22 protein-coding genes and 1 pseudogene are annotated in these 24,814 nt (G+C 68.7%); 14 read left to right on the top strand and 9 right to left on the bottom strand.

Going from position 1 to position 24,814, the window contains the following annotated elements:
- Positions 1-14 precede the first annotated feature (14 nt).
- A complete protein-coding gene (locus ABD104_RS24550) occupies positions 15-983 on the bottom strand; it encodes a LysR substrate-binding domain-containing protein (protein ID WP_087838970.1) in 969 nt (322 codons plus the stop codon).
- A gap of 102 nt (positions 984-1,085) precedes the next feature.
- On the opposite strand from ABD104_RS24550, the gene ABD104_RS24545 reads away from it, so the two are divergent.
- From ABD104_RS24545 to ABD104_RS24535, 3 genes are read left to right on the top strand one after another with little or no spacing between them, the layout of a single operon-like run.
- A complete protein-coding gene (locus tag ABD104_RS24545; protein WP_087838969.1) occupies positions 1,086-1,979 on the top strand; it encodes an MBL fold metallo-hydrolase in 894 nt (297 codons plus the stop codon).
- A gap of 56 nt (positions 1,980-2,035) precedes the next feature.
- On the top strand, positions 2,036-3,016 hold the full coding sequence (locus ABD104_RS24540) for a Bug family tripartite tricarboxylate transporter substrate binding protein (RefSeq protein ID WP_279818864.1): 981 nt from the start codon (positions 2,036-2,038) through the stop codon (positions 3,014-3,016).
- A 2-nt stretch (positions 3,017-3,018) separates the two neighbouring features.
- Positions 3,019-3,639, top strand: a complete 621-nt coding sequence (locus tag ABD104_RS24535; protein WP_343928383.1) for an alpha/beta fold hydrolase — start codon at positions 3,019-3,021, stop codon at positions 3,637-3,639.
- Here the strand turns inward: ABD104_RS24535 and ABD104_RS24530 are convergent.
- Positions 3,561-4,340, bottom strand: coding sequence for an AraC family transcriptional regulator (locus tag ABD104_RS24530; protein WP_132979676.1), 780 nt, complete (start codon positions 4,338-4,340; stop codon positions 3,561-3,563). The genes ABD104_RS24535 and ABD104_RS24530 overlap by 79 nt on opposite strands.
- 107 nt (positions 4,341-4,447) lie before the next feature.
- Between ABD104_RS24530 and ABD104_RS24525 the strand changes: the two genes are divergently transcribed.
- From ABD104_RS24525 to queC, 3 genes are all read left to right on the top strand, one after another.
- On the top strand, positions 4,448-5,680 hold the full coding sequence (locus ABD104_RS24525; RefSeq protein ID WP_087838966.1) for an MFS transporter: 1,233 nt from the start codon (positions 4,448-4,450) through the stop codon (positions 5,678-5,680).
- A 97-nt stretch (positions 5,681-5,777) separates the two neighbouring features.
- Complete coding sequence (locus tag ABD104_RS24520) at positions 5,778-5,939, top strand: DUF6726 family protein (protein WP_165963132.1); 162 nt, start codon at positions 5,778-5,780, stop codon at positions 5,937-5,939.
- Positions 5,939-6,649, top strand: a complete 711-nt coding sequence (queC, locus tag ABD104_RS24515; RefSeq protein ID WP_132979677.1) for a 7-cyano-7-deazaguanine synthase QueC — start codon at positions 5,939-5,941, stop codon at positions 6,647-6,649. The genes ABD104_RS24520 and queC overlap by 1 nt, the downstream gene beginning before the upstream one ends.
- Before the next feature lie 6 nt (positions 6,650-6,655).
- Here queC and ABD104_RS24510 read toward each other — a convergent pair whose 3' ends face one another.
- From ABD104_RS24510 to ABD104_RS24490, 5 genes and pseudogenes are all read right to left on the bottom strand, one after another.
- Positions 6,656-7,735 (bottom strand): Rpn family recombination-promoting nuclease/putative transposase, encoded by a 1,080-nt coding sequence (locus ABD104_RS24510; protein ID WP_087838964.1) that lies wholly within the window; start codon positions 7,733-7,735, stop codon positions 6,656-6,658.
- Between the two features lie 102 nt (positions 7,736-7,837).
- Positions 7,838-8,803, bottom strand: a complete 966-nt coding sequence (locus ABD104_RS24505) for a D-2-hydroxyacid dehydrogenase (protein WP_087838963.1) — start codon at positions 8,801-8,803, stop codon at positions 7,838-7,840.
- A gap of 191 nt (positions 8,804-8,994) precedes the next feature.
- Positions 8,995-10,251: pseudogene (locus tag ABD104_RS24500) on the bottom strand (malic enzyme-like NAD(P)-binding protein); the annotation flags it as partial.
- A gap of 350 nt (positions 10,252-10,601) precedes the next feature.
- The gene (locus ABD104_RS24495) at positions 10,602-11,294 is read right to left on the bottom strand and encodes a GntR family transcriptional regulator (RefSeq protein WP_087838961.1); all 693 of its coding nucleotides are present in this window, start codon (positions 11,292-11,294) and stop codon (positions 10,602-10,604) included.
- 74 nt (positions 11,295-11,368) lie between these two features.
- A complete protein-coding gene (locus ABD104_RS24490) occupies positions 11,369-12,343 on the bottom strand; it encodes a Bug family tripartite tricarboxylate transporter substrate binding protein (RefSeq protein WP_087838960.1) in 975 nt (324 codons plus the stop codon).
- 149 nt (positions 12,344-12,492) lie between these two features.
- On the opposite strand from ABD104_RS24490, the gene ABD104_RS24485 reads away from it, so the two are divergent.
- The 3 genes from ABD104_RS24485 (at position 12,493) to ABD104_RS24475 (ending at position 16,919) form a co-directional block, all read left to right on the top strand.
- Positions 12,493-14,085 (top strand): class I adenylate-forming enzyme family protein, encoded by a 1,593-nt coding sequence (locus ABD104_RS24485; RefSeq protein WP_338617032.1) that lies wholly within the window; start codon positions 12,493-12,495, stop codon positions 14,083-14,085.
- 58 nt (positions 14,086-14,143) lie between these two features.
- Positions 14,144-14,917, top strand: coding sequence for a citryl-CoA lyase (locus ABD104_RS24480; RefSeq protein ID WP_343928382.1), 774 nt, complete (start codon positions 14,144-14,146; stop codon positions 14,915-14,917).
- 142 nt (positions 14,918-15,059) lie between these two features.
- Positions 15,060-16,919, top strand: coding sequence for a PhoX family protein (locus ABD104_RS24475; RefSeq protein ID WP_279818845.1), 1,860 nt, complete (start codon positions 15,060-15,062; stop codon positions 16,917-16,919).
- 173 nt (positions 16,920-17,092) lie between these two features.
- Here the strand turns inward: ABD104_RS24475 and pcaDC are convergent, their stop codons facing one another.
- Entirely contained in the window at positions 17,093-18,259 is a 1,167-nt protein-coding gene (gene pcaDC, locus ABD104_RS24470) for a bifunctional 3-oxoadipate enol-lactonase/4-carboxymuconolactone decarboxylase PcaDC (protein ID WP_343928381.1), read from the bottom strand.
- A 3-nt stretch (positions 18,260-18,262) separates the two neighbouring features.
- Entirely contained in the window at positions 18,263-19,624 is a 1,362-nt protein-coding gene (gene pcaB, locus ABD104_RS24465) for a 3-carboxy-cis,cis-muconate cycloisomerase (RefSeq protein ID WP_343928380.1), read from the bottom strand.
- A 194-nt stretch (positions 19,625-19,818) separates the two neighbouring features.
- Here pcaB and ABD104_RS24460 point away from each other — a divergent pair, with 194 nt between their 5' ends.
- Genes ABD104_RS24460 through ABD104_RS24440 form a run of 5 tightly spaced genes read left to right on the top strand, consistent with a single transcriptional unit; the run spans position 19,819 to position 24,750 of the window.
- Complete coding sequence (locus ABD104_RS24460; protein ID WP_343928385.1) at positions 19,819-20,985, top strand: enolase C-terminal domain-like protein; 1,167 nt, start codon at positions 19,819-19,821, stop codon at positions 20,983-20,985.
- An 11-nt stretch (positions 20,986-20,996) separates the two neighbouring features.
- The gene (locus tag ABD104_RS24455) at positions 20,997-21,917 is read left to right on the top strand and encodes a ketopantoate reductase family protein (protein ID WP_343928379.1); all 921 of its coding nucleotides are present in this window, start codon (positions 20,997-20,999) and stop codon (positions 21,915-21,917) included.
- Between the two features lie 19 nt (positions 21,918-21,936).
- Positions 21,937-23,196, top strand: coding sequence for a 3-isopropylmalate dehydratase large subunit (locus tag ABD104_RS24450; RefSeq protein WP_087838953.1), 1,260 nt, complete (start codon positions 21,937-21,939; stop codon positions 23,194-23,196).
- Entirely contained in the window at positions 23,193-23,696 is a 504-nt protein-coding gene (locus tag ABD104_RS24445; RefSeq protein WP_176400733.1) for a 3-isopropylmalate dehydratase small subunit, read from the top strand. The genes ABD104_RS24450 and ABD104_RS24445 overlap by 4 nt, the downstream gene beginning before the upstream one ends.
- Positions 23,697-23,736: 40 nt before the next feature.
- The gene (locus tag ABD104_RS24440) at positions 23,737-24,750 is read left to right on the top strand and encodes a Bug family tripartite tricarboxylate transporter substrate binding protein (RefSeq protein WP_343928378.1); all 1,014 of its coding nucleotides are present in this window, start codon (positions 23,737-23,739) and stop codon (positions 24,748-24,750) included.
- Positions 24,751-24,814: the final 64 nt, after the last annotated feature.

Here is a 24,814-nt window from a genome sequence, read left to right as displayed (position 1 = left end):
CCAGGCGCCAGGATTTACTCCTGTTCCGCCTGGTGGCGCAGTCCGGCGGCTTCCTCGCGGACCGCCCGCAGGAAAAATTCCAGCGCGGGCGACGGCGCCACGTCCGAGCGTAGCACGACCCCCACCGAAGGCAAGGCCCACGACGGCCGGAAGTTCAAGATGGTCAATATCCCCAGCCGCGCATAGTGCCGCGCGACGCCGCGGGGCATGGCGGCCAGCACGTCGGTGTTGCGCAGCAGGACCTCGTTGGCCAGCAGCGAGACGGATTCGGCCAGCGGCACGCCCAGCGTCAGGCCCTGTTCGGCGAAATAGGCATCGATGCGCTGGCGCAGCGGCGCGTCGGGCGGGGGCAGGATCCACGCCTGCCGCGCCAGCGTGGCGGGCGTCACGCGGTTCGAGCGCGCCAGCGGATGCCCGACCCGCGCGACGACGTAGATGGGTTCGTCGTACAGCACTTCGGTGCGGAACATGGCCTGCGAGGCGCCCTGCATCAGGCGCCCGATGATGCAGTCCAGCTCGCCCCGCGCCAACGCCGCCAGCAGCAGGTCGTTGGTGCCTTCCTGGATCATCACGGTGATGCCCGCATGGGCCGCGTGCATGCGCGCCAGCGCGCGCGGCACCAGCACCGGCAGCACCACCTGCAGCACGCCGGCGCGCACCCGGCCGGTGGCGCCGCGGGTCAGCGCCTCGATCTCGTTTCGCGCGCCGTCCAGGTCCGCCAGCAGCACGCCGGCCTTCTGCACCAGCGTCTCGCCATACGGCGTGGGCGAGATGCCGCGGCGCGAGCGCACGAACAGCGGCACGCCGAAGGCTTCTTCCAGTTCCACCAGCAGCTTGCTGGCCGCGGGCTGGGTCATGCCCAGGCGCGCGGCGGCCTTGTGCACGCTGCCGGTGGCGTGCAGCGCCTCGAGCAGGTCCAGGTGGCGCAGCCGCAGCCTGGAACGTATCTGACGGACGGTAGGGATACGGTAGGCGGTGTCCAAAGAGTGATTCCTATTGGTTTTCACTTGATTCTAAGAATTTATGCATTGGTAGTCACTGCGTGCCTACACTGGGCCCGTTTTCCCCCTACCCGCGAGACCCCGATGAAGATCACGATGCTGGGCACCGGCGCCGCCTTGCCCGACCCCGACCGAGGCCAGTCGGCCATCCTCCTGACGCTGGACGACCACCGGCACTACCTGTTCGACTGCGGCGAAGGCGCCACGCGGCAGATGGTGCGCGCCAACGTGGACCCGGCCACGGTGGGATTCGTCTTCCTGACCCACCTGCACCACGACCACATCTGCGACTATCCCTACTTCGTCATCTCCAGCTGGATGCTGAACAAGACCGGCGCGCCGCTGGTGCTGGGCCCCAAGGGCACCCGGCATTTCGTCGACCACCTGTTCGAGCACGGCGCGTTCCAGGCCGATTTCCGCGCCCGCAGCGCCTACCCCGTGCGCCAGCAGAACATCGAGGCGGCGCGGCCCGAGGTGCGCGAGGTCCAGCCCGGCGTGGTGTTCGAGGACGACAAGGTGAAGATCTCGGTGGACTGGGTCGAGCACATCCCGCGCGACATCTGCGAATGTTTCGGGGTGCGCGTCGAGGCCGAGGGCAAGGTCATTGCCTTCAGCGGCGACACGGCGCCTTGCGAGGCCATGGTGCGGCTGGCCCAGGACGCCGACCTGCTGATCCACGAGTGCACCTTCCCCGAGTCCTTCATCGCCCACCGCGCCAAGACCGGCGTGGGGACCTATGCCCACACGAGTCCCACGGACCTGGGCAAGATCGCCCGCCGGGCCAACGTGAAGAGCCTGGTGGCCACGCATTTTGGCCATTTCGATTCCACCAGCCCGGTGCTCCGGCGCGCCGCCGCCAAGCACCTGCCGGTGGAGCTGATGGGGCCGCACCTGATGGACGAGATCGTGGCCGACATACGCAAGAACTACGACGGTCCGCTGCGCCTGGCGCACGACCTGATGCGCATCGACCTGTAGCGCCACGCCGCCGCGCCGGCGGCAGATCCGGCGCATCGCTTGAAGGAGGGCATGCCGTGACCGATACCGTTAGCCGCCGCGCCGCGCTGTTCGCCGCCGGCCTCCTCTGTTGCCTTGCCGCCGGCGCACGAGCCGGCTATCCCGACCGGCCCATACGCGTCGTGCTGCCCTACGCGCCGGGAGCGGCGGGCGACATCGCCATCCGCCAGGTGCAGCCGCTGCTGGAGAAGCGGCTGGGCCAGCCCCTGGTCATCGACTACCGCACCGGCGCGGGCGGCAACATCGGCGTGCAGGACGTGGTGCGCGCCAAGCCCGACGGCTACACGCTGGTGCTGGGCGCGACCAACAACTTCGTCATCAACCAGTACCTGTATCGCAAGCTGGGTTTCGATCCGCTGGAGGACCTGGCGATGGTGGGCAAGCTGGCCGACGTGCCGGCCTTCATCTACATCAGCGCCGCGGTGCCGGCGCAGGACTACGCCGCCTTCGCGCAGTACGCCAGGCAGCATGCGGGCAAGCTGAACTACGGTTCCCCGGGGGCCGGGACCACGCCCCACCTGTCGGCCTACATGCTGAGCGAGGCGATGCACGCCAGCATGACCCACATTCCGTACCGCGGGTCGTCGCTGGGCGTGCAGGCCCTGCTGGCCAACGAGATCCAGCTCTACATAGGCGGCTACAGCATCGCCGCCTCGTACATGCCGCAGGGCCGCGTGCGCGCGCTGGCCGTCGCCTCACCCACCCGCTATCCGGGCCTGAAGGAGGTGCCCACCGCGGCCGAGGCCGGCATGCCCGATGTCGTGCTCAGCAACTGGTGGGGACTGGCGGCGCCCAAGGGCACCGATCCGGCCGTCATCGCCGTCCTGTCGCAGGCGCTGAACGAGGTGCTGGCCATGCCCCAGGTGCGCGAGTCCTATGCCCAGGGCGGTTTCGTGCCGGGCAAGGGCTCGCCCGCCGAGTTCGAGGCCGCGCTGCGCAGCGAAGCGCGTCGCTGGCAGGACATCGTGCGCAAGTCCGGCGTGATGCTGGACAACTGACGATGGCGCACGGCACGCCCCTGCTGTTGCTGCACGGCTTCGGCGCTTCGTCGGCCATCTGGCGGCCGACCGTGGCGGCGCTGGCGGACCGCCGCTGCGTGGCCTTCGACTGGCCGGGGTTCGGTGCGCGCGGCGGCGAGCCGCCCTGCCTCGATCTCGCGGGCTTCGCCGCCGAGGCCTTGCGGCAGGCCGATGCGCACGGGCTCGCGCGTTTCGACGCGCTGGGCCATTCGATGGCCGGCTTCGTCGTGCAGGAACTGCTGCGCACGCATCCGCAGCGCGTGCGCCGCGCGGTCCTGTACGGCGCGGGGCTGCGCATCGATCCGCGCCGGCGCTTCGAGCCGGCCGAGCGCACCATCGCCCGGCTGCACGAGGACGGCGTGGCGTCCTGCGTGCGCCGCGTGACGGCGACGTGGTGCGCGCGCGGGGAGGACGACCCGCGTCATGCGGCTTGCGCCGAAGACGGGGCGCGCACCTGGAGCGCGAGGACTGGTTCAACGCCGTCGTCGCGGATTTCCTGGATCAATCCTGACCGAATGGCCGTCTATTGGTCGAAGAAGGCGCTCGGCGCCACGCCGAACTGCCGCTTGAACATGGTCGAGAACGCGCTGGGGCTGGCATAGCCCAGCTCCAGCGACACATCCAGGATCTTCGCCCCTTCGGCCAGGCGCTCCAGCGCCTCCAGCAGCCGGGCCTGCTGGCGCCACTGGCCGAAGGTCATGCCGGTCTCGCGCACGAAAAGACGGTGCACGGTCTTGGCGTCCACGCCCAGCCGGGCCGCCCAGCCCTGGGCGGTGGTCTTGTCGTCGGGGGCGGCGACGATGGCTTCGCACACCGCCTGCAGGCGCGGGTCTGCGGGCCGGGGCAGGCGCAGCGGCAGCGTGGGCAGTTGCCGCAGTTCATCCAGCAGCAGCCGCATTACCCGGCCGTCGCGGGTATCTTCGTCGTAGGGGCCCTGGATGTCGATAGCCGCCAGGATCAGTTCGCGCAGCAGCGGCGAGATCGCCATGACTGAGCAGTGGGGCGGCAATTGCCGGGCGGCTTCCGCGTGGATGTAGGCGGTGCGCATCCGCACCGCGCCCACCATGCGCAACTCGTGGCGCACGGCGGGCGGCATCCATAGGGCCCGGGTGGGCGGCACCACCCACCGGCCCATCTCGGTATGCGCGACCACCACGCCGTACAGGGCGTAGACCAGTTGACCCGAAGGGTGCTGGTGCGGCCCGGTGCGGTAGTCCGGCGGGAAGTCCTTGGCCATGGCCGTGACCGGCCGCTCGCGGCGGTCGTAGTCGTGGTAGTCGGGAAAAAGGGAGCTTTTGTCCATTTCTAGAAGGCGTGTGCCTTATTTTCGCAAGACAGGCGCAATCTGGACAGGTACGCTTACGAAAATACGTAAAAACCCTGAGCCCATCGGGCATCTCCAGAGACTCCATGCAAAGCGTCAACCCTGCCCAAGTTCCGCCCGCCCAGGCTGAACGCACCGGTTTCAAGATACTGGGCGCGATCAGCTTCTCGCACTTCCTGAACGACATGCTGCAGTCGCTGATTCTGGCGGTGTATCCGCTGTTGAAAAGCGAGTTTTCGCTGTCGTTCACCCAGATCGGCCTGATCACGCTGCTCTACCAGTTGACCGCCTCGCTGCTGCAGCCGCTGGTCGGCCTGTACACCGACCGCAATCCCAAGCCCTATTCGCTGCCCATGGGCATGGCGTGCAGCATGGCCGGCATCGTGCTGCTGGCCTTCGCGCCCAACTACGCCATGCTGCTGGTGGCCGCGGCGCTGCTGGGCACCGGATCGTCCATCTTCCATCCCGAATCCTCGCGCGTCGCGCGCCTGGTGTCGGGCGGCCGCCACGGCCTGGCGCAGTCCATTTTCCAGGTGGGCGGCAACGCCGGCAGCGCCATGGGACCGCTGCTGGCCGCCTGGTTCATCATTCCGCGCGGCCAGGACAGCCTGGCGTGGTTCGCGCTGGCCGCGCTGCTGGCCATGGTCGTGCTTTATCAGGTGGGTGCCTGGTACAAGCGGCAGCACCTGTCCGGCCCGCGCAAGGCCCGGCCGGCGGCGCCCGCGCCCACGCTCAGCCGCGGGACCGTCACGGGCTCGATGGCCATCCTGCTCACGCTGCTGTTCTCCAAGTATTTCTACATGGCCAGCTTCACGAGCTACTACACCTTCTACCTGATGCACCGCTTCGACGTGTCGGTGCAGGCCGCGCAGATGCACCTGTTCGCCTTCCTGATCGCGGTGGCCCTGGGCACGATACTGGGCGGCCCCATCGGCGACCGCATCGGCCGCAAGAAGGTGATCTGGGGCTCCATCCTGGGCGTGGCGCCGTTTGCGCTCGTGCTGCCCTATGTGGGACTGGCATGGACCGGCGTCCTGAGCTTCGTCATCGGCCTGATCCTGGCGTCGGCCTTCTCCGCGATCCTGGTGTTCGCCCAGGAGCTGATGCCGGGCAAGGTAGGCACCGTCTCGGGCCTGTTCTTCGGCTTCGCCTTCGGCATGGGCGGCCTGGGTGCCGCGGTGCTGGGCAAGGTGGCCGACGTGACCAGCATCGAATACGTCTACCACCTGTGCTCGTTCCTGCCGCTGCTGGGTCTCTTGACCGCCTTCCTGCCGGATCTCGGCCGGCCGCGTGCCAAGCCGGTCCTGGCCAAGGCCTGACGGGGGCGTTCCGGGGGCCGCGGGCTCCCGGTGCACGACATGCCATCCCATAGTGCTACCCTGGTGGCGACACGCACGACACTCCTGCCAGGGTTACATGAAAAGTCTTCTGCTTGCCTTCGCCTGCGCGACCGCGCTGAATGGTTGCGGCGTGGTGGCCGCGCCTTGCCGCATCGCCTCCGCCGGTCTCAAGATCGTCCCCGTGGTGGGTGATATCGCCGCCGCGCCCACCGACGCCTGCGCCGCGGTGATCGACTGATGGACGCGCGCAAGGCACTCGTCCTGTTCTCCGGTGGCCAGGACTCCACCACCTGCCTGGCCTGGGCGCTCGACCGCTACGCCAGGGTCGAGACCGTGGGCTTCGACTACGGCCAGCGCCATCGCGTGGAACTCGATGCCCGCCGCAACGTGCTGCGCGAGATCCACGCCCGCTTCCCGTCCTGGTCGCCCCGGCTGGGCGAGGACCACGCCATCGACCTGTCGGTGCTGGGCGCCCTGAGCGACACCGCGCTCACGCGCGATACCGAGATCAGGCTGACCGATGCCGGACTGCCCAATACCTTCGTGCCAGGACGCAACCTGGTCTTCCTGACCATGGCCGCGGCGCTGGCCTATCGCCGCGGGCTGGAGGTCGTGGTCGGCGGCATGTGCGAAACCGATTTCTCCGGCTATCCCGATTGCCGCGACGATACCGTCAAGGCCTTGCAGGTCGCGGTGTCGCTGGGCATGGGGCAGCGTTTCACCTTCGAGACGCCGCTGATGTGGCTGGACAAGGCCCGGACCTGGCAATTGGCCCAGGACCTGGGCGGCGACGCGCTGGTCGGGGTCGTGGCCGAGCACAGCCATACCTGCTACCTGGGCGATCGCAGCAAGAGATTCGACTGGGGCTACGGATGCGGGACTTGCCCTGCCTGTGAACTGCGGGCGGCGGGGTATGGACGCTGGCGGCAGGAGTCGAGCGGCGTGTAGCGTCGCCTAGTCGCCGAACACTTCGGCCAGCGTCGCGGCATCCAGTACGCTGACGGACCAGGTTTCCAAGTCGGCGTCCGACGCGTCGCGCAGGCGCTGGATCGTGGCATCGGGCAGGGGGCCGAAGCGGCGGGCCAGGAGGCGTTCGAGCAGGGCGGATTCGCCTTGCCGGCGACCTTGGGCAAGGCCTTGGGCCAGGCCTTGTTCGAGACCTTGTTCGAGACCTTGTTCAAGTCCTCGCGCTCGGCCTTGCTCGAGGCCCCGTTCCAACCCAGTCCGAGTCGCGTAGGCCAGCGCCGCCGCATCGTCGGCGATTGCCTTCTCGCGGGCATACGCGCGCCAGCGCGCATCTTCGTCCATGGTCAGGACCTTCAGCCTGCCGACCGCTTCACGCACCGGTTCGTGGGTGATGTCCTTCATGCTGGCTTCCTCCCATCCGTGCTGGAAGCACGCGACCCAGGCCGACAGCGCCGCCGGCAGGCACCCCAGGCGCTCCGCCTTGGTTAGCTCGATTATATGCAGTTGGAGTTCCTTGCCCAGTCGTATCGCGGGCTGGCGCCGGTCGCGCAATTCGAAACGCCAGTCCGCCTGCCCCGGATCGTCGAACAGATCGTGCGCCAGGAAATGGATGGCAATCGCCGGCTTCAGCAGTTCATAGTCCTGGCCTCGCTGGATCTGCTCGGACAGCGTGCGGGCCAGGTAGTAGGCGCTGCGGGCCGGCCAGCGCTCGTAGCGCCGTACCTGCATCTCGATGTTGTAGAGCTGGCCGCTCGCGTCGCGCGCGTGCAGATCCAGCACGATGGTCTTGCCGTCCAGATCACTGGCATCGAGCTGGGGGTTGAGGATGCGTTCGACGACGATCGGAGTCTCGTCGTGGCGCACGGCGTTGATCAGGTCGGCCAGCAGATGTGGCGCGCGCGTGAACAAGAGCTTGAAGACCAAGTCATTGCGCAGGTCGAGCAGAGGGGGCGGCGCCCGTCGGGAGGGATCTGCCGGAAGCGGCTGCCCCGGCTCCGACAGCGTGAAGGTTTCCGTGAAGGCGGGCCTGGGGGCGGAGGACGGGACGAAGCCGATGGTGGGCTGCATGAGAGTTCCTTGGAAGACCCCTCTACCCTAGCCCCCGTCCCGTGCTCCCGGACGATCAGTGGCCACCGATCGTCCATGAGGAATTGCGCGTATTCGCGAGTATTACTTCGGCAGGACCACGTTGCGCGGCTTGCCCGCGACGAACGCTTCCAGGTTGTCCACCAGTTGGTCGGCCAGCGTCTGCATGGCTTCCTGGCTGGCCCAGGCCACGTGCGGGGTCAGGATGAAATTGGGTTGCCTGACGTGCAGCAGCGGATTGGCGTCGGCGGGCGGTTCGCCGTCGGCCACGTCGAAGCCGGCGCCGGCGATGGTGCCGGCGCGCAGGGCCTCGGCCAGCGCCGCTTCGTCCACCAGCCCGCCGCGGGCGGTGTTGATGAGCAGCGCGGTGGGTTTCATGGATGCCAGTTCGGCGCGGCCGATCATGTTGCGCGTGGCGGCGCTGAGCGGCAGGTGCAGCGTGACGACGTCCGAGGTGCGCAGCAGCTCCGGCAGGGGCAGGTTCACGATGCCCGGCTCGTCCACCGGCGAGCGGCTGGCGACGCAGATCTCCATGCCGAAGGCGCGGCCCAGCGCGGCCACCGACCGGCCCAGCGCGCCGTAGCCGACGATGCCCAGCCGGCTGCCGGACAGGTCGCGTATGGGGTAGTCGAGGAAGCAGAACTGCTGCGACCGCTGCCACTTGCCGGCTTCGACGTCGGCGGCATAGGCGCGCAGGTTGCGGCGCAACGCCAGGATGAGCGCGAAGGTATGCTCGGGCAGCGAGGCGGTGGCGTAGTTGCGGATGTTCGACACGACGATGCCGCGTTCCTGGCAGGCGGCCAGGTCGATGATGTCCGTGCCCGTCGCCGCCACGGCGATCATCTTCAGCGCGGGCAACTGGTCCAGCTCGGCGCGGCGCAGCGGCACCTTGTTGGTGACGGCGATGGACGCATCCTTCAATCGCGCCACGACCTCATCGCGGGAAGTGATCTCGTGATCGACCCAGGCGTGGGAGAAGGCGGGCGGCCGGATGGTGGCCTGCAGGCTGGCCCGGTCCAGGAAGACGATCTTGTGCGTGAACGACGACATGAGAAGCCCTCTATGGATGGATCCCCCCTACGCGCTTCGCGCGTCCCCCAAGGGGCGGCACTGGCGGACCGGCGGAGCCGGATCCGCTGTGCCCCGGATGGGTATCCAGCAGGTGATGATCCGCTCGCCGCCAGAGCGGAAGGCAAATTGCCGTTCCGCTCCTGCGCCAGCGTGTGGGAAGACTACTTCAGCAGCGACTGGCGGTAGGCGTCGATGTCGCCGATGGGACGGCGCGCGACGCCCGAATCCATCGCGGCCAGTGCGACGGCGGACGCGACTTCGCTGATCAGGCGGGGATCGAACGGCGTGGGAATGAAGTAGTCGGGGCCGAATTCCAGCTTGTGGTTGGGATAGGCCTTGGCGACTTCGGGCGGGATGGGCTGCTGCGCGAGATTGGCGATGGCGTTCACGCAGGCGAGCTTCATCTCGTCGGTGATGCGCATGGCGTCCACGTCCAGCGCACCGCGGAACAGGAAGGGGAAGCAGAGGACGTTGTTGACCTGGTTCGGGTAGTCCGAACGACCCGTCGCGATCAGGCAGTCCGAGCGGACGGCGCGGGCCACTTCCGGACGGATCTCGGGTTCGGGATTGGCCAGCGCCAGGATCAGGGGGCGCAGCGCCATGGTCGAGACCATCTCCGGGGTCAGCAGTCCGGCGGCGGAGCATCCCAGGAAGACGTCGGCGTCCTTGACCGCATCGGCCAGCGTGCGCGCGGTGCTGGTGGTGGCATAGCGCGACTTGTTGAACTCCATGGACGCGTCGCGGCCTTCGTAGACCACGCCCTTGGAATCCACCAGCAGGATGTTTTCCTTCTTCAGCCCCTGGCGCACCAGCAGGTCCAGGCAGGCGATGGCCGCGGCGCCGGCGCCCGAGCAGACCAGCTTGACCTGGTCCAGCGACTTCTCGGCCAGCTTCAGGCCATTGACGATGCCGGCGGAGGCGACGATGGCCGTGCCGTGCTGGTCGTCGTGGAAGACCGGGATCGACATGCGCTCGGTCAGCCGGCGCTCGATGTAGAAGCACTCGGGCGCCTTGATGTCCTCGAGATTGATGCCGCCGAACGTGGGCTCCATCATCGCGATGGCGTCGACCAGCTTGTCGGGATCCGTCTCGGCCAGCTCGATGTCGAAGACGTTGATGCCTGCGAACTTCTGGAACAGGCAGGCCTTGCCTTCCATGACCGGCTTGGCGGCGTACGGCCCGATGTTGCCCAGGCCGAGCACGGCGGTGCCGTTCGAGATGACCGCCACCAGGTTCGAGCGCGACGTGTAGTAGCGCGTGGCCTGCTGGTCGTTGGCGATGGCTTCGCACGCGGCGGCGACACCCGGCGAATAGGCCAGCGACAGGTCGTGCTGGTTGTCGAGCGGCTTGGTGGGGACGACGGAGATCTTTCCGGCGATGGGGAACTGATGATAGGCGAGCGCCTTATCGGTAAGCGAAGAATCCATTGTTTTATATATAGAACAGTAGCGGCACGTGAACGAACATTGTATGCCCGGTTGAGCACGGCACGGCGCTCGGCGTGGCCCGGAGGGCCGCGCGGGGCGGCGCATTCGCGACCGCGCGGGCAAGGCGCGGCAAGGGTCGATGCGCATCGCAACGATCATGCGACGCAGCATCGCACCGTAGGGCCGTGGTATGGAGAAGAGGGTTTGCGCGCGCCATGGCGCGCGCCGTTCGCGCACGCGCCGGAGGATGCTGCGTTACAACAACAAGCGGGCCGATACGCCGATACCGGGCCGCGTCTGGCGGCCCGGACGATAGTTGCGGGGAGGCAACTAGGATCGGGCCAGGCGCCTTACAGTGCGCGGAGCATGCGCGTCAGCCTCACCTTGTAGGCGGCGCGGATGTGTTCCCGCGTGATGCGCTCGGCAAGATCGGGATCGCGCTGTTCCAGCGCCGCCACCATTTCCTGGTGCTCGCGTGAACTGACGTCGGCACGCTCGGGTATGGCCAGCGTGGTGGGGCCCAGCAGCGCCATCGACTCCTGCAGCGAATTGAGCGTCTTCAGCAGATAGCGGTTGTGGGCGCAGCGGTACAGCGTCTCATGGAAGAAGCGATTGTTGATCGCGAGCTGTTCGTGCTGGCCGACCAGTTGTGCGTCGCGGTCGGCGATCTCCCTCAGGGCCGAGATCTCCACGTCGGAAGCATGGCGCGCGGCCAGCCGCGCGGCCGTGCCTTCCAGCACCTCGCGCATGACATACAGTTCGTTGACCATGCTCTGGTCGAGCTCGGTCACGATGAGCCCGCGTCCGGACTCGTTTGCCACCAGCCCCTCGCTTTCCAGGCGGCTCAGGGCCTCGCGTACGGGCGTGCGGCTCAGGCCCAGCAATTCGGCCAGCTCGATCTCGCGCAGGCGCGTGCCGGGAGCGAGTTCGCCGGTGCGGATGGCGGTGCGCACATACTGGTAGGCCTGCTCGCCGCGCGAGCACGAGGTCTGTCCCAGGTTCTTCGCGCTGGGCACGGCGGGCGCCGCTTTCTTTCTGGGCATGGACGGCGGAATGGCGGGTGGCAAAGCAAGGATCATAACCAAGTCCGTGCCTTGCTCCCGCGTGCCGCCCTGGTTCAAGGCGAGGCTGTCGCCGCCTTGGAAGGCTTGAGCAGCTTGCTCCAGCGCGTGATTTCCTCGCGCACGAAACGGCCGAATTCCTCCGGGGACGACACGCGTACCTCGCCGTCGATGACGTCGAATCGCTTGGCGACCTCCGGGTCCGCGAGACTGGTGCGCAGCGCGCCGTTGATCTTGTCGATGATGGGCTTAGGCGTGCCGGCCGGCGCGAACATGCCCCACCACACCACGGCCTCGAAATCCTTGACGCCCTGTTCGGCGATGGTCTTGACGTCGGGCGCCGACTGCAGGCGCCGCAGTCCGCTGGTGGCCAGCAGCTTGGCCCGCTTGCTGTCCAGGTGGGGCTTGATCTGCGACAGGCCGGTGAACGCCAGATCCACGTGGCCGCTGGCGACGTCGAGCATGGCCGGACCGGCGCCGCGATACGGCACGTCCAGGATGTTGGCGTGGGTGGCGGCCTTGAAGAGTTCGGTGGCCATGTGCGAGGCGGATCCCTCGCCCGAGGTGGCGATGGTCAGCTTGCCCGGTTGCCTGGCAGCCAGTTCCAGCAACTGTGGAATGTCGTTGGCGGGCAGGTTGGCGCGCGCGGCCAGTCCCATCGCGTAGGTGATGACCAGGCCGATGGGCGCGAAATCGTCGGGCGTCCGGTAGGGCAGCTTGGGCAGCAGCGTGGGGTTGGTGGCGAAGCTGGGGCTGACGATCAGCAGCGTATAGCCGTCGGGTTCGGCCTTGGCCACCGCCTCGGTGCCCGTCACGGTATTGCCGCCGCCGCGGTTGTCGATGATGACGGGCTGCTTGAGGGTGGCCGACAGCTTCTCGGCGAAGGCACGGGCGATGAAATCGCCGCCGCCGCCCGCGGCGAACGGCACCACGATGCGGACGGGTTTTTCGGGATAGTGGTCGGCCGGCGCGGCGTGGCCGGGCAGGGCGAAAGCGGCCAGACAGACCGCTGCGCCAAATGCGTGCTTCATGTCTCCTCCTGAGGGGGGCCGGGGTTCGTGCCCGTGGCGCCGCCGCAGGCGGGGTCGGGCACTATCGGTATTCGTTTGAATACAATTGTGCACGCACGTATCCAGGAAGTAAACTGGCAAGGTCGAATCCTGTTCCGAGCCGCTCGACCATGCAAAGTCCGCTCGAAGTCCTGAACCGCTATCGCCCCCACGACGGAACCCTGCACGACGCCTTCCTGAGCCGGTGCGCCGAGCAAGCGTCCCGGCCTTTCCTGATCCAGGACGGCGAATGCTGGACCTGGGCCGAGTTCGGCCGGCGCTACGAACGCCTGGCGCGGGCGCTGGCCGCGCGGGGAATCGGGCCCGGCGCCCGCGTGGCGGTGGCCGGGCGCAACGACAAGGCGCACGTGCTGGCGCTGTTCGCGCTGGCCCGGCTGGGCGCCACCATGGTGCCGGTCAATCCCGATTTCGGTCCGCGCGAGATGGACTATGCGCTGCGGCACGCGGAGGTGCAGGGCATCCTGGCCGAAACGCGCCTGCTCGACCTGGTGCGGCCGATCGCCGCCGGGTTCCAGGTCCCCCCCTGGCTGATGACCATGGACGGCCCGCAGGACGATGCCGGGTCGCTGGCCGCCGCGCTGGCACAGCCGGTGGGGCAGGCGCCGCTACCCGTCCCGGCGGCCACCGATACCTGCGTCATCATCTACACGTCCGGCACCACGGGATTTCCCAAGGGCGTCATGCACAGCCAGTACAACCTCGTGACCGCTGGCGAGGCCAACGTCGCGCGCGTGCACCTGCAGCCCGACGACAGGCTGATGATCATCCTGCCGTTCTTCCACATGAATGCGTTGTTCTACTCGGTGGGCGGCGCGCTGGCTTGCGGCGCGGCGATGATCCTGGTGCCGCGCTTTTCCGCCTCGACGTTCTGGCAGGTGGCGGCCGACAACGGCGCCACGGTGGTCAACATCATCGAGGCCATCGGCACCATCCTCGCCTCCCGCGACCGGCGTGAATACCGGCCCGATCACCGCCTGCGCGCGGTATACGGCGTGCGCAGGAAGTCGGCACCCGCATTCCGCGACGAATTCGGAGTGCCGCACCTGTTCTCGGGCTTCGGCATGACCGAGATTCCCGGCGTTACCTGCAATCCCTACGACGGGCCCGACAAGCCGGGCAGCATGGGCGTGGTGGCCGCGCATCCGGATCCGGCCCGGCCCTGGGCGCGATGCCGCGTGGTCGACGATGCCGGCCGGGACGTGGGCGTGGACGAGGTCGGCGAGCTCTGGGTGGCCACGCCCATCGTCATGCAGGGGTACTTCCGCGATCCCGAACAGACCCGCCAGGCCTTCGAAGGCGAGTGGCTCAAGACCGGCGACCTGGTGCGGCGCGATGCCGACGGCTTCTTCTTCCACGTCTCGCGCAAGAAGGACATCATCCGCCGCCGCGGCGAAAACATCGCCGCCGCCGAACTCGAAATGGTCATCAACGAGCACCCCGCCGTGTTCGAGGCGGCGGCCCTGGCCGTGCCGTCCGAACTGGGCGAGGACGAGATCCTGGTGGTGGTGGCGCCGCGCCCGGGCGCCACGCTGGCCGAAGCCGAGGTGGCCGAGTGGTGCCGCGGCCGGTTGGCCGCCATCAAGGTGCCGCGCTACGTGGCGCTGCTGCCCGAGCTGCCGCACACGCCCACGCACAAGATCGCCAAGAACCTGCTGCGCGACGATCCCGCCGTCAGGGAACGGATCGTGGACCTGCAGGCCTGAACCCATCCCCCGCCGTCGCGGGCACAATGCGAATCTGACATCGAAGGAGACACGACCCATGGCCAAGCGCAAGCAACTCAGGACCGACATCTGCTGGAGCACCGAAGACAAGATCACCATCAAGGGGCTGGACCTGTGCCAGGACATCATGGGCAAGGTGTCGCTGGGCGACATGGCCTTCCTGGAAATGATGGACCGCCTGCCCAATGAGCGCGAGTCACGCGTGTTCAACGCGCTGGCGGTGATCCTGGTCGAGCACGGGATGACGCCCAGCGCCATCGTGACCCGCATGACGCTGGCGGGTGCGCCCGAAGCCATGCAGGCCGCGGTGGCGGCCGGACTCAGCGGCCTGGGCAGCGTGTTCGTGGGCAGCATGGAGAATGCCGCCCGCATGCTGCAGGAGGCGTTGCCGGATCCGGCCCGGCCCGGAGACATCGCCGCCCTGGCGGCCCGCATCGTCGACGAACACGCGGCGCGCGCCCGCACGGTGCCGGGCATCGGCCACCACATCCACAAGCCGGTCGACCCGCGTGCCCCGCGCCTGTTCGAGATCGCCCGTGACAACGGCTTCGACGGGCCCTACGTGGCGCTGATGCAGGCGGTGGCCGAGACGGCGCAGTCGCGCCTGGGCAAGAGCCTGCCGGTCAACGCCACCGGCGCCATCGCCGCGGTGGCCAGCGAACTGGGCATTCCCTGGCGCGTGGTCCGGGGCATAGGCGTCATGTCGCGGGCCATCGGGCTGGTGGCGCACGTGCTGGAAGAATTGCGCGAGCCGATGGCGCGCGAGATCAAGGCCATGGTCGAGGAGGAAGCCACCGCGCACCTGCGCTGATGTCCATCCGCCGCTTTCGGGTCCGCCTCGCGGGGCGGACTTTTTTTCGTCCGTAACCCGGCTGTCATCTGGGTCTTTTAACCTCGCGCTCGGTCAAGCTGACAAGCAGCTTAATACCGTCTTTCCACACCACGAGGTTTGAATGTCCTACCTGACAGATAAATTGCGCGCTCCGTCTCGCGAGGCGCAGGGAGAAGTCACCGTCCCCGGCCAGATGTTCGACGAGATCGTCGCCGCCAACCCCGCTCGCCGCACGCTGCTCAGGAACAGCTTCGGCCTGTCTATCCTGTCGGTCTTCGGTGCCACGACGCTGGCCGCCTGTGGCAGCGACGGCGATTCCGCGCCCGCGCCGGGCGGCGGCGGAGGTGGCGGTGGTGGTGGCACCGATCCGGTCGGCCCCGACTACTCGGTGAAGTTCGAACGGCTGGCCGACAAGATCACGGCCGACACCGTGACCGTGCCCAAGGACTACCAGGTGCAGATCCTGTACTCGGCCGGCGACAAGTGCGAGACGGGTTCCGCCGGGTACGCCGGTACGCCCCAGTCGTGGCCGGACACCGAGACGCAGGCCGGCGGCCAGCACGACGGCATGCACTTCTATCCGCTGGACGGCGTCGACCCCAACAAGGGCGGCCTGCTGGCCATCAACCATGAAAGCACCGACAACGCCACGCTGAACCTGGCCGTGGAAGGCACCAAGACGCGTCTGTCGAACGTCGGCGTCTCGGTCGTCGAGGTCGCGCGCGGCGATGACGGCACGTGGGCGGTCAAGGCCAACTCCCGCTACAACAAGCGCTATACCGGCAACACCGTCTACAACGTCGGCGGCCCGGCCGCCTCGGCCGTCAGCAGCACCCGCAAGGTGGTGGGCACGCTGAACAACTGCGCCAGCGGCCCGACGCCCTGGGGCACGTACCTGACCTGCGAAGAGACGACGGACAACTACCTGGATCCCACGCAGGACGAGAAGGGCTACGGCTGGGTGGTCGAGATCGATCCCTACACGCCGACCTCGACCGCGGTCAAGCGCACCGCCATGGGCCGCTTCGACCACGAGAACACCGCGTACATGACGGACGAGGCCAACCGCGTCGCGTTCTACATGGGCGACGACGGCACGCCGGGCTGCATCTACAAGTTCATTCCCAGCAAGGCCTACGACCCCAAGAACCGCGCAGCCAACCTGAACCTGCTGGACGAAGGTACGCTGTACGCCGCCCGCTTCAACGACGACGGCACCGGCAACTGGGTCGAGCTGACGCACGGCAAGAACAACCTCACCCTGAACGCCATCGACCCGGGCAACTACACGCAGACCGCGCCGGACCAGCCGCCCACGCCCGTCATCGTCAATTTCGCCAGCCAGGCCGACGTGCTGATCAATACCAAGGTCGCCGCGCGCGTGGCCGGCGCCACGCTGATGGACCGTCCCGAGTGGATCACGGTGGGCGTGGACAAGACCGTCTATTGCACGCTGACCAACAACGGCAGCCGCAAGCGCACCAGCGCCGCCAATCCGCGCATCAGCAACTCGCACGGCCACATCGTGCGCTGGAAGGAACGCGGCGATTCGCCGCTGGCCACGACGTTCGAATGGGAACTGCTGCTGCTGGCCGGCCAGGACCCGGCGGACGGCGCCGCGGCCAACGTGACCGGCAACATCAAGGGCGACGAGTTTTCCAGCCCCGACGGCATCCGCGTCGATCCGCAGGGCCGCCTGTGGGTGCAGACCGATTCGGGCACGGGCTCGAACATCACCGACATCTTCGGCAACAACTCGATGTACTACATCGATCAGGAAACGGGCGAGTCCAAGCGCTTCCTGGTAGGCCCCAAGGGCTGCGAGATCACGGGCATCGCCTATACGCCCGACCTTGCGACCTTCTTCATCAACATCCAGCACCCGAACGGCGTGTGGAACACCAAGCGCGCCGGCGGCGGCGACGCGCGGTCCGCCACGATCGTGGTCAGCCGGAAGGACGGCAAGCCCGTGGGCGCCTGAACGACCAAGGAGGGGGCGTTGCCGCGGTACGGGCGCACCCCCATTTACAGCCCGGATGGCCTGGCCATCCGGGTTTTTTTTGGCATTTTCCTGCGTCCCGCGCCGATACGTGGTCCAGGCGGGGGGCGTGGGGAATTTCGCCCCCCCCCCGGAGCCCCGGACGGGAGCAGGCGCTAGCCCTGCTTGTGCTTCTCGATCACCTTGCCGGCCAGGTGGAAGCCGGTGTTGGCCGCGGGTACGCCGGCATAGATGGCGGCCTGCACCAGGGTTTCCTCGATGACGGCGGGCTCGATGCCGGCGCGCAGTGCGGCGGCCACGTGCATCTCGAACTCTTCCCAGCGGCCCAGCGCCAGCATCATGGACAGCACGGCGATGCGCCGGGTGGTGTCCTCGAAGCGGCTGGAAGTCCAGACCTCGCCCCAGGCGTAGCGCGTGATGAAGGCCTGGAAGCGGCGGTTGAAGGGCGTGATCGAGGCGTTGCGGGCATCGACGTAGGCCGGGCTGAGCACCTGGCGACGGCGCGCCATGCCGTAATCGTAGCGGTCCTGCTCGGTCTCGACCGGCGGATCGGTCAGGAACTCGATCAGCGTGTCGCAGAACTGCAGCGGCACCTCGCTGGCCGCGATATGGGCGGCGGGCAGCATGCGGGTCGTGGCGCCCGGGATCCGGCCAGCGATGAATTCGCCCGCGGCCGGCGGCGTCGAGACGTCGCGCTCGCCGGTGACGACCAGCGTGGGGACGGTGATGCGGTGCAGATCGTCGGCCACCTGCATGTCGCGGATGGCCGCGCAGCAGCCGGTGTAGCCGGTCGCGGACGTCTGCAGGAAGGTAGTGCGCACGCGCTGGTAGGGGATGCCGTTGCGTTCGACGTATTCCGGCGTGAAGAAGCGGCCCATGGCCATGTCGACGATGCTTTGCATGCCGTTGGCGCGCACGGTGTCGATGCGGGTCTGCCAGGCCTTGGGGTCCATCTGGCACGAGGTGTTGCACAACACCAGGCGGCGCAGGCGCCCCGGCTTGTTGATGCCGTACCACATGCCCACCATGCCGCCCAGCGAGACGCCGGCGTAGTCGAAGCTTTCGGCGCCGGCAGCCGTGGCGACGGCGTCCAGGTCGTTGCCCAGCTGCTCCAACGTGTAGTCGCCGGCCGGCGCGTCCGAGGCGCCATGGCCGCGCGCATCGAAGCGGATCACGCGGAAATGGCGCATCAGGCGCGGCAGCACGTCGTCCCAGACCGCGAAGTCGGTGCCGATGGAATTGCCCAGCACCAGCGGCGGCAGGTTTTCGTCGCCGTCGCTGCGCCAGTAGATGCGGGCGTCGCCGCTGACAACGTGGGGCATGTTCTAGTCCTCCTGGATAAGGGTCTTCTGTTCCTGCCATTGGTACAGCACGGCGCTGCACATGGGCTGGCACGCGGCGATCTGCGGCTGCGGGCCGGCCAGGGTATCGATGTCCTGCGCGCCGAGCACGGCGGTGACTTCGGGAATCTGCTTGAGCAGTTCGGCCACCGGCGTGCGCTGCGAAATGGCCTGTTCGCACACCTGGCCGACGATGCGCTGCGCCTGCGCCGGGCCCAGCAGGGCCGACAACCGCAGCGAAATGCCTTCCGAATAGACGACGCCGTACAGGCGGTCGATGTTGGCCTGCATGGCCTGCGCATCGACGCGCACGCCCTCGGCGATGTCGACCGCCGCGGCGATGCTGCTGGCGGCAAGGCTGAACAGGTCGGCCAGCACCGGCAGCGAATTGGGCCAGGTGCCCAGGCCGCGTTCGTGCTCGGAAGCGAGCTCTCCGGCCAGGATGGACGCGAGCGCCGGGGCGCGATACGCGGCATCCATCAGGTACATGCTGGAGACCGGATTGCGCTTGTGCGGCATGGCCGACGAGCCGCCGCGTCCTTCGCCGGTGGGTTCGAAGGCCTCGGCCACTTCGGCCTGCATGAGCAGGGAGATGTCGCGGCCGATCTTGCCCAGTGCGCCGCACAGGATGGCCAGCTCGCTGCCCAGCCGCGCCAGCCGGTCGCGTCCGCCCTGCCACGAGATGGCGGGCACGCGCAGGCCCAGCCGGTCGGCCAGCGCCCGCGCGACGCGCTGGCCTTCGCCGTAGTGGGTGGCCAGCGTGCCGTTGGCGCCGCCGAACTGCAGCGTGCAGGCTTCGTCGCCCGCGCGTTTCAGGGCCACGCTGCTGCGGCCCGCGGCGTCGAGCCAGCCGGCGACCTTCCAGCCGAAGGTGACGGGCGCGGCGGGCTGGATCAGCGTGCGGCCCAGCAGCGGCGTGCGCCGATGGGCCTCGACCTGCCCGGCCAGCGCATCGCCCAGCCGGACCAGCTCGGTCCGCAGCAGGTCCAGCGACTGCCGGACCAGCGTGACCATCGCGGTGTCGGCCAGGTCCTGGCTGGTCGAGCCGTAGTGCACGTACGCGGCGGCGCCTTCGTTGCGCCCGGCCACCGCGGCCTTGAGCATCTTGACCAGCGGGATGGCCAGGGTGCCGGCCACGCGGGCATCGGCCGCCAGCTTGCCGGCGTCGATCGAAAAGGACGAGCAGGTATCGATGATGGCTGCGGCTGCGTCGGCCGGGATGACGCCGCAGTCGCGCTGCGCGGCGGCCAGTTCGGACTCGAAGCGGATCATGGCGGCGATCACCGCCTGGTCGGTCCAGATGGCCCGGATGGCCGGGGTCGAGAAGAAGGCGTTGAGAGCGTCCATGGGGAAGGCCGTATCGGAGGGGCCGCGGCGGCGGCCGGACTGGGCATGACGATAGCATGGCGGGCCACGGGTTTTCCCCCGGCCATGCGCTCCCTTGACGAATGCACACGTGTGCATTTATGCTGGCGGCCGGTATGAAAAAGAAGCGGCCGGCGTCGCCGGGCGACAAGGGCCATCCACAGGAAACAGGCACCATGATCATCAAGGAGCTGCGGGAACTCACGGTCCCGCTGCGCGGCAACATCTCCAACGCCCTGGTCAATTTCTCGGAGCACACCGTCTCGCTGGTGGCGGTCGTCACCGACGTGGTGCGCAACGGCAAGCCGGTCACCGGCATCGCCTTCGACTCCATCGGCCGCTACGCCCAGGGCGGACTGCTGCGCGAGCGCTTCTTCCCGCGCCTGCTGGCCGCCCGCCCGGAATCCCTGCTGGACGCATCGGGCCGCCGCTTCGATCCCGCCAAGGTGCACGCCTGCGCGATGCGCAACGAAAAACCCGGCGGCCACGGCGACCGGGCCGCCGCGGTGGGCGCGCTGGAGCTGGCGTTCTGGGACCTGAACGCCAAGCTGGACGACGAACCGGCGTTCCAGACCATAAGCCGCGCCCGTGGGGGCTCGCGCCTGCGCGACGATGTGGACGTCTATGCCGCGGGGGGCTACTACTATCCCGGCGATCCGTGCGCCATCCTGCGCGACGAATTGCTGCGCTACCGTGACATGGGCTTCTCGGCCTTCAAGATGAAGATAGGCGGCGCCGACCTGGCCACCGACATCGCGCGGGTCGAGGCGGCGCTGGAGGTGGCCGGCGACGGGTCCAGGCTGGCGGTCGATGCCAACGGCCGCTTCTCGGTGGACGAGGCGGCGGCCTATGGGAAGGCCATGGCGCAGTACGGGCTGCGCTGGTTCGAGGAAGCCTGCGATCCGCTGGATTTCGATGCCAACCGTCGTTTCATCGAAGGCTATCCGGGTGCGGTGGCCACGGGCGAGAACCTGTTCTCGGCCGCCGACGTGCGCAACCTGCTGCGCTTCGGCGGCATGCGGGCGGACCGTGACATCTTCCAGATGGACGCGGGGCTGAGCTACGGCCTGACGGAATATGGCCGCATCCTGGCCGAGATGGACGCGCATGGCTACCGGCGGGCGCAGCTCTATCCCCATGGCGGCCACCTGATCAACCTGCATATCGCCGTGGGACTGCAACTGGGCGGCTGCGAGGCCTATCCCGGCGTGTTCCAGCCCTTCGGCGGCTACTGCGACGATTGCGTGGCGGGCGACGGCCGCATCGCGCCGTCGAGCGCGCCCGGCTTCGGGCTGGAGCGCAAGCCGGAGCTGCGCGAGGCGATCGGACAACTGCTGGCGTGAAGGAGACGCGCATGAAGATCCTGGTGATGGGCTGCGGGGCCATGGGCTCCATCTATGCCGGCCTGCTGGCGGCGGGCGGCAACGAAGTGGTGGCGGTGGACACCTGGCGCGAGCACGTTGCAGCCATGCGCGACCGTGGCTTGCGGGTGGAAGGCGCGAGCGGCGACCGGGTGGTGAAGGTACGCGCGCTGGAACAGGTGCCGGACGAAGCCATGGACCTGGTCGTGGTGGCGGTCAAGGCCGCGCACGTGGCCGAGGCGGCGGGCCGGCTGGTTCCGGCCGTGGGGCCGGACACCCGCGTACTGACCATCCAGAACGGCATGGGCAGCGCGGACATGGTGGCGCGGGCGGTGGGCGCGGAGCGGGTGGCGGTCGGTATCGCCGGCGGCTTCGGCGCGCAGATGCGCGGTCCCGGCCACACTTTCCACAACGGGATGGAGATCATCCGCATGGGCGCCTACTCGACGCTGGCGCGCGAGCAGGTGGACGCCATCGCGGCCCTGTGGCGGGCGGCCGGCTTCAAGGCCGAGGCCGTGGACAACATCGCCGCCATGCAGTGGGAGAAGCTGATCTGCAACGTGGCCTATAGCGCGCCGTGCGCGCTGACCGGCATGACGGTGGGCGAGGTCATGGACGATGCCGACATGGGGCCGGTCAGCCGGGCCGCGGCGGTTGAGGCCTGGGAAGTCGCGCGGGCGCGCGGCGTTGCGTTGGCGGTGCAGGATCCGGTGGCCCATGTGCGCGCGTTCGGTGCCAAGATCCCCAATGCCAAGCCGTCGCTGCTGCAGGATCTCGAGAATGGCAGGCTCAGCGAGATCGATGTCATCAACGGCGCCGTGCCCCGGGAAGCGGCGCTGGCGGGCATGCAGGCCCCGGTCAACGCGACGTTGACGGCGCTGGTCCGCCAGCGCGAGCGCCGGGCGGCGCGCTGATGGCATCCGGGAGCCGCCCATGGGCATGACCGCCACCGAGAAGATCTTCGCCCGCCACGCCGGGCGCGACCGGGTGCGCCCCGGCGAGATCGTGACGGCCCGGATCGACCGCGCGCTGTTGAACGACGTCAGCGGGCCGATCGCCTTCGAGCGGCTGGCGCAGATGGGCGTGGCGCGGCTGCGCGAACCGGACCTGGCGGTGCTGGTGGGCGATCATTTCGCGCCGCCCAAGGACGTGGCCTCGGCGCGCGCGCTGCGGTCGCTCCAGCGTTTCGCCGACGAGCACGGCGTGCGGCACCACTACGACATCGGCACGGGCGGGATCGAGCACACCCTGCTTCCCGAGCTGGGGCTGGTGCGGCCCGGCGACCTGATCGTCGGCGGCGATTCCCATACCTGCACCTATGGCGCCTTCGGGGCGATCGGCATAGGCATGGGTTCCACCGACATCGCGGCGGCGCTGGCGATGGGCGAGCTGTGGTTCACCGTTCCGGCCACGCTGCGCATCGAGTTCCGCGGCGAGCGGCAGCCCTATGTGACCGGCAAGGACCTGATCCTGCACCTGCTCCAGCGCCTGGGCGTGGACGGGGCGGCTTACCAAAGCATGGAGTTCGGCGGCCCCGGCATGGGCGGAGTGACCATGGACGAGCGCATGGCCTTGTGCAACATGGCGGTGGAAGCCGGCGCCAAGACCTGCATCGTGCCGCCCGACGACACGACGCGGGCATGGGCACGGCGCGCAACCGGCGGCGCAGGCATGATCGAGCACGGGGACGCGGACGCCGACTATGCCGGCCGCCTGCAGGTGGCGCTGGAGACGCTGCCGGTCCTGTGCGCCAAGCCCTACTCGCCAGGCAACGTGGCACCCGTGGCCGAGGTGCGCGGCGTGCGGGTGGACCAGGCCTACATCGGCAACTGCGCCAACGGTACCCTGACCGACCTGCGCCAGGCCGCGGCCATCCTGCGCGGACGCAAGGTGGCGCGCGGCGTGCGCTGCGTGGTCGTGCCGGCCACGCGGGACATCTATCGGCAGGCATTGGCCGAGGGGCTGATCGATATCTTCGCCGAGGCCGGCGCGCTGGTGTCGCCCTCGACCTGCGGCGCCTGCGCCGGGCTGAGCACGGGCGTGCTGGCCGAAGGCCAGGTCTGTGTGGCGACCACCAACCGCAACTACCGCGGCCGCATGGGGGATCCGGGTTCCCAGGTCTACCTGGCCAACGCCCACGTCGCGGCGGCCAGCGCCGTGGCGGGCGAACTCATCCATCCGGAGGCGTTGTGACGCAAGCCAGCGCAACGGTGCGCCGTTTCGGCGACGATATCGACACCGACGTGATCATTCCCGCCATCTACCTGACCTCGCATCGTCCGGAAGTGCTGGCCCGCCATTGCATGGAACCGCTGGACCCCGGATTCGCCGCACGGGTCCGGCCCGGCGACGTGCTGGTCGCGGGCCGCAACTTCGGCTGTGGTTCCTCGCGCGAGCATGCGGTGCTGGCGCTGCAGGCGGCAGGCATCTCGTGCATCGTGGCCGAGAGCTTCGCCCGCATCTTTTTTCGCAACGCGCTCAACAACGGGCTGCCGCTGGTGGCCTGCCCGGACGCGGTCCGCGACGCCCGCGAAGGCGACGCGATCCGGGTGGACCTGGACGGCGGACAGGTCTGGCTGGGGGCGCGCGCCTACCCGTTTCCCGTCCATCCGCCCTTCCTGGCCGACATGATCCGGCAGGGCGGGCTGGTGGAATACGTCAGGCGGCGACTGGCCGAGACCGGTCCGGACTGACTCACCATCAAGGCGCACAGACGCCAGAGGAGACATGCATATGGACCCCGATACCCAACGATGCGGCCGCGGGCGGCGCCTCGCGCTTGCCGCCAGCCTGCTTTCCGCCCTGCTGCTGGCAAATCCCGGACCGGCGTCCGCCCAGCCCGCCGCCCGCTATCCCGACAAGCCCATCCGCCTGATCGTGCCGTTCGCGGTGGGCGGCACCAGCGACGTGTTCGCGCGGCTGGTGGGCCAGAAACTCTCCACCGCCTTCGGCCAGCAGGTCGTGGTCGAGAACCGGCCCGGCGCCAACGGCAACATCGGCACGGACATCGTCGCCAAGGCCGAGCCGGACGGCTACACGCTGCTGTTCGCCGCCGACGGCACCATGGTGATCAATCCCAGCCTGTACGAGAAGCTGCCGTTCAACGTCGAGCGCGACCTCGCGCCAGTGTCGCGGGTGGTGCTGGTGCCGCTGATCATCGTCGCCAATCCGCAGCTGAAGGCCTCCACGCTGTCCGAGCTCGTGGCCCTGGGCAGGCGCGCCGACGCCGACCTGGATTTCTCGTCCGCGGGATTGGGCAGCACCGGCCACCTGGCGGGCGAACTGCTGAAGTCGCGCACGGGCATACGCATGTCGCACGTGGCCTACAAGGGCGGCGGGCAGGCGGTCACGGACGTGGTGGGCGGACAGGTGCCGCTGCTGGTGACGGCGCTGGCCACCGCGGACCCCTTCATCAAGAGCGGCAAGCTCAAGGCCATCGCGATGACCTCGGGCAAGCGCGCGGCCGGGGCGCCCGACATTCCCACCGTGGCCGAGGGCGGCGTGCCCGGCTTCGATGTCTCGTCGTGGTACGGCATCCTGGCGCCGGCCCGCACGCCCGCGCCCGTCATCGATAAGCTGCATGCCGAACTGGCGCGCATCCTGCAGGCCGACGACGTGCGGCGCCGTTTCCAGGAACTGGGCGGCGAACCCATCGGCGACACGCCGCAGGCCTTCGCCGGCGTGATCAAGGAGGATCTCGCCAAGTGGGCGCGCATCGTCAAGGACGCCGGCATCAGCGTGCAATAGCCGCGCGCCTGGGGTGGCCGCCTGCCCGCGCGCGGACAGGCGGACGGGTACACTCTGGGCACCG

Source organism: Pigmentiphaga daeguensis (genome assembly GCF_039523035.1).
Classification (GTDB): Bacteria; Pseudomonadota; Gammaproteobacteria; order Burkholderiales; family Burkholderiaceae_B; genus Pigmentiphaga; species Pigmentiphaga daeguensis.
This window is presented reverse-complemented; position numbering and strand designations above follow the sequence as displayed.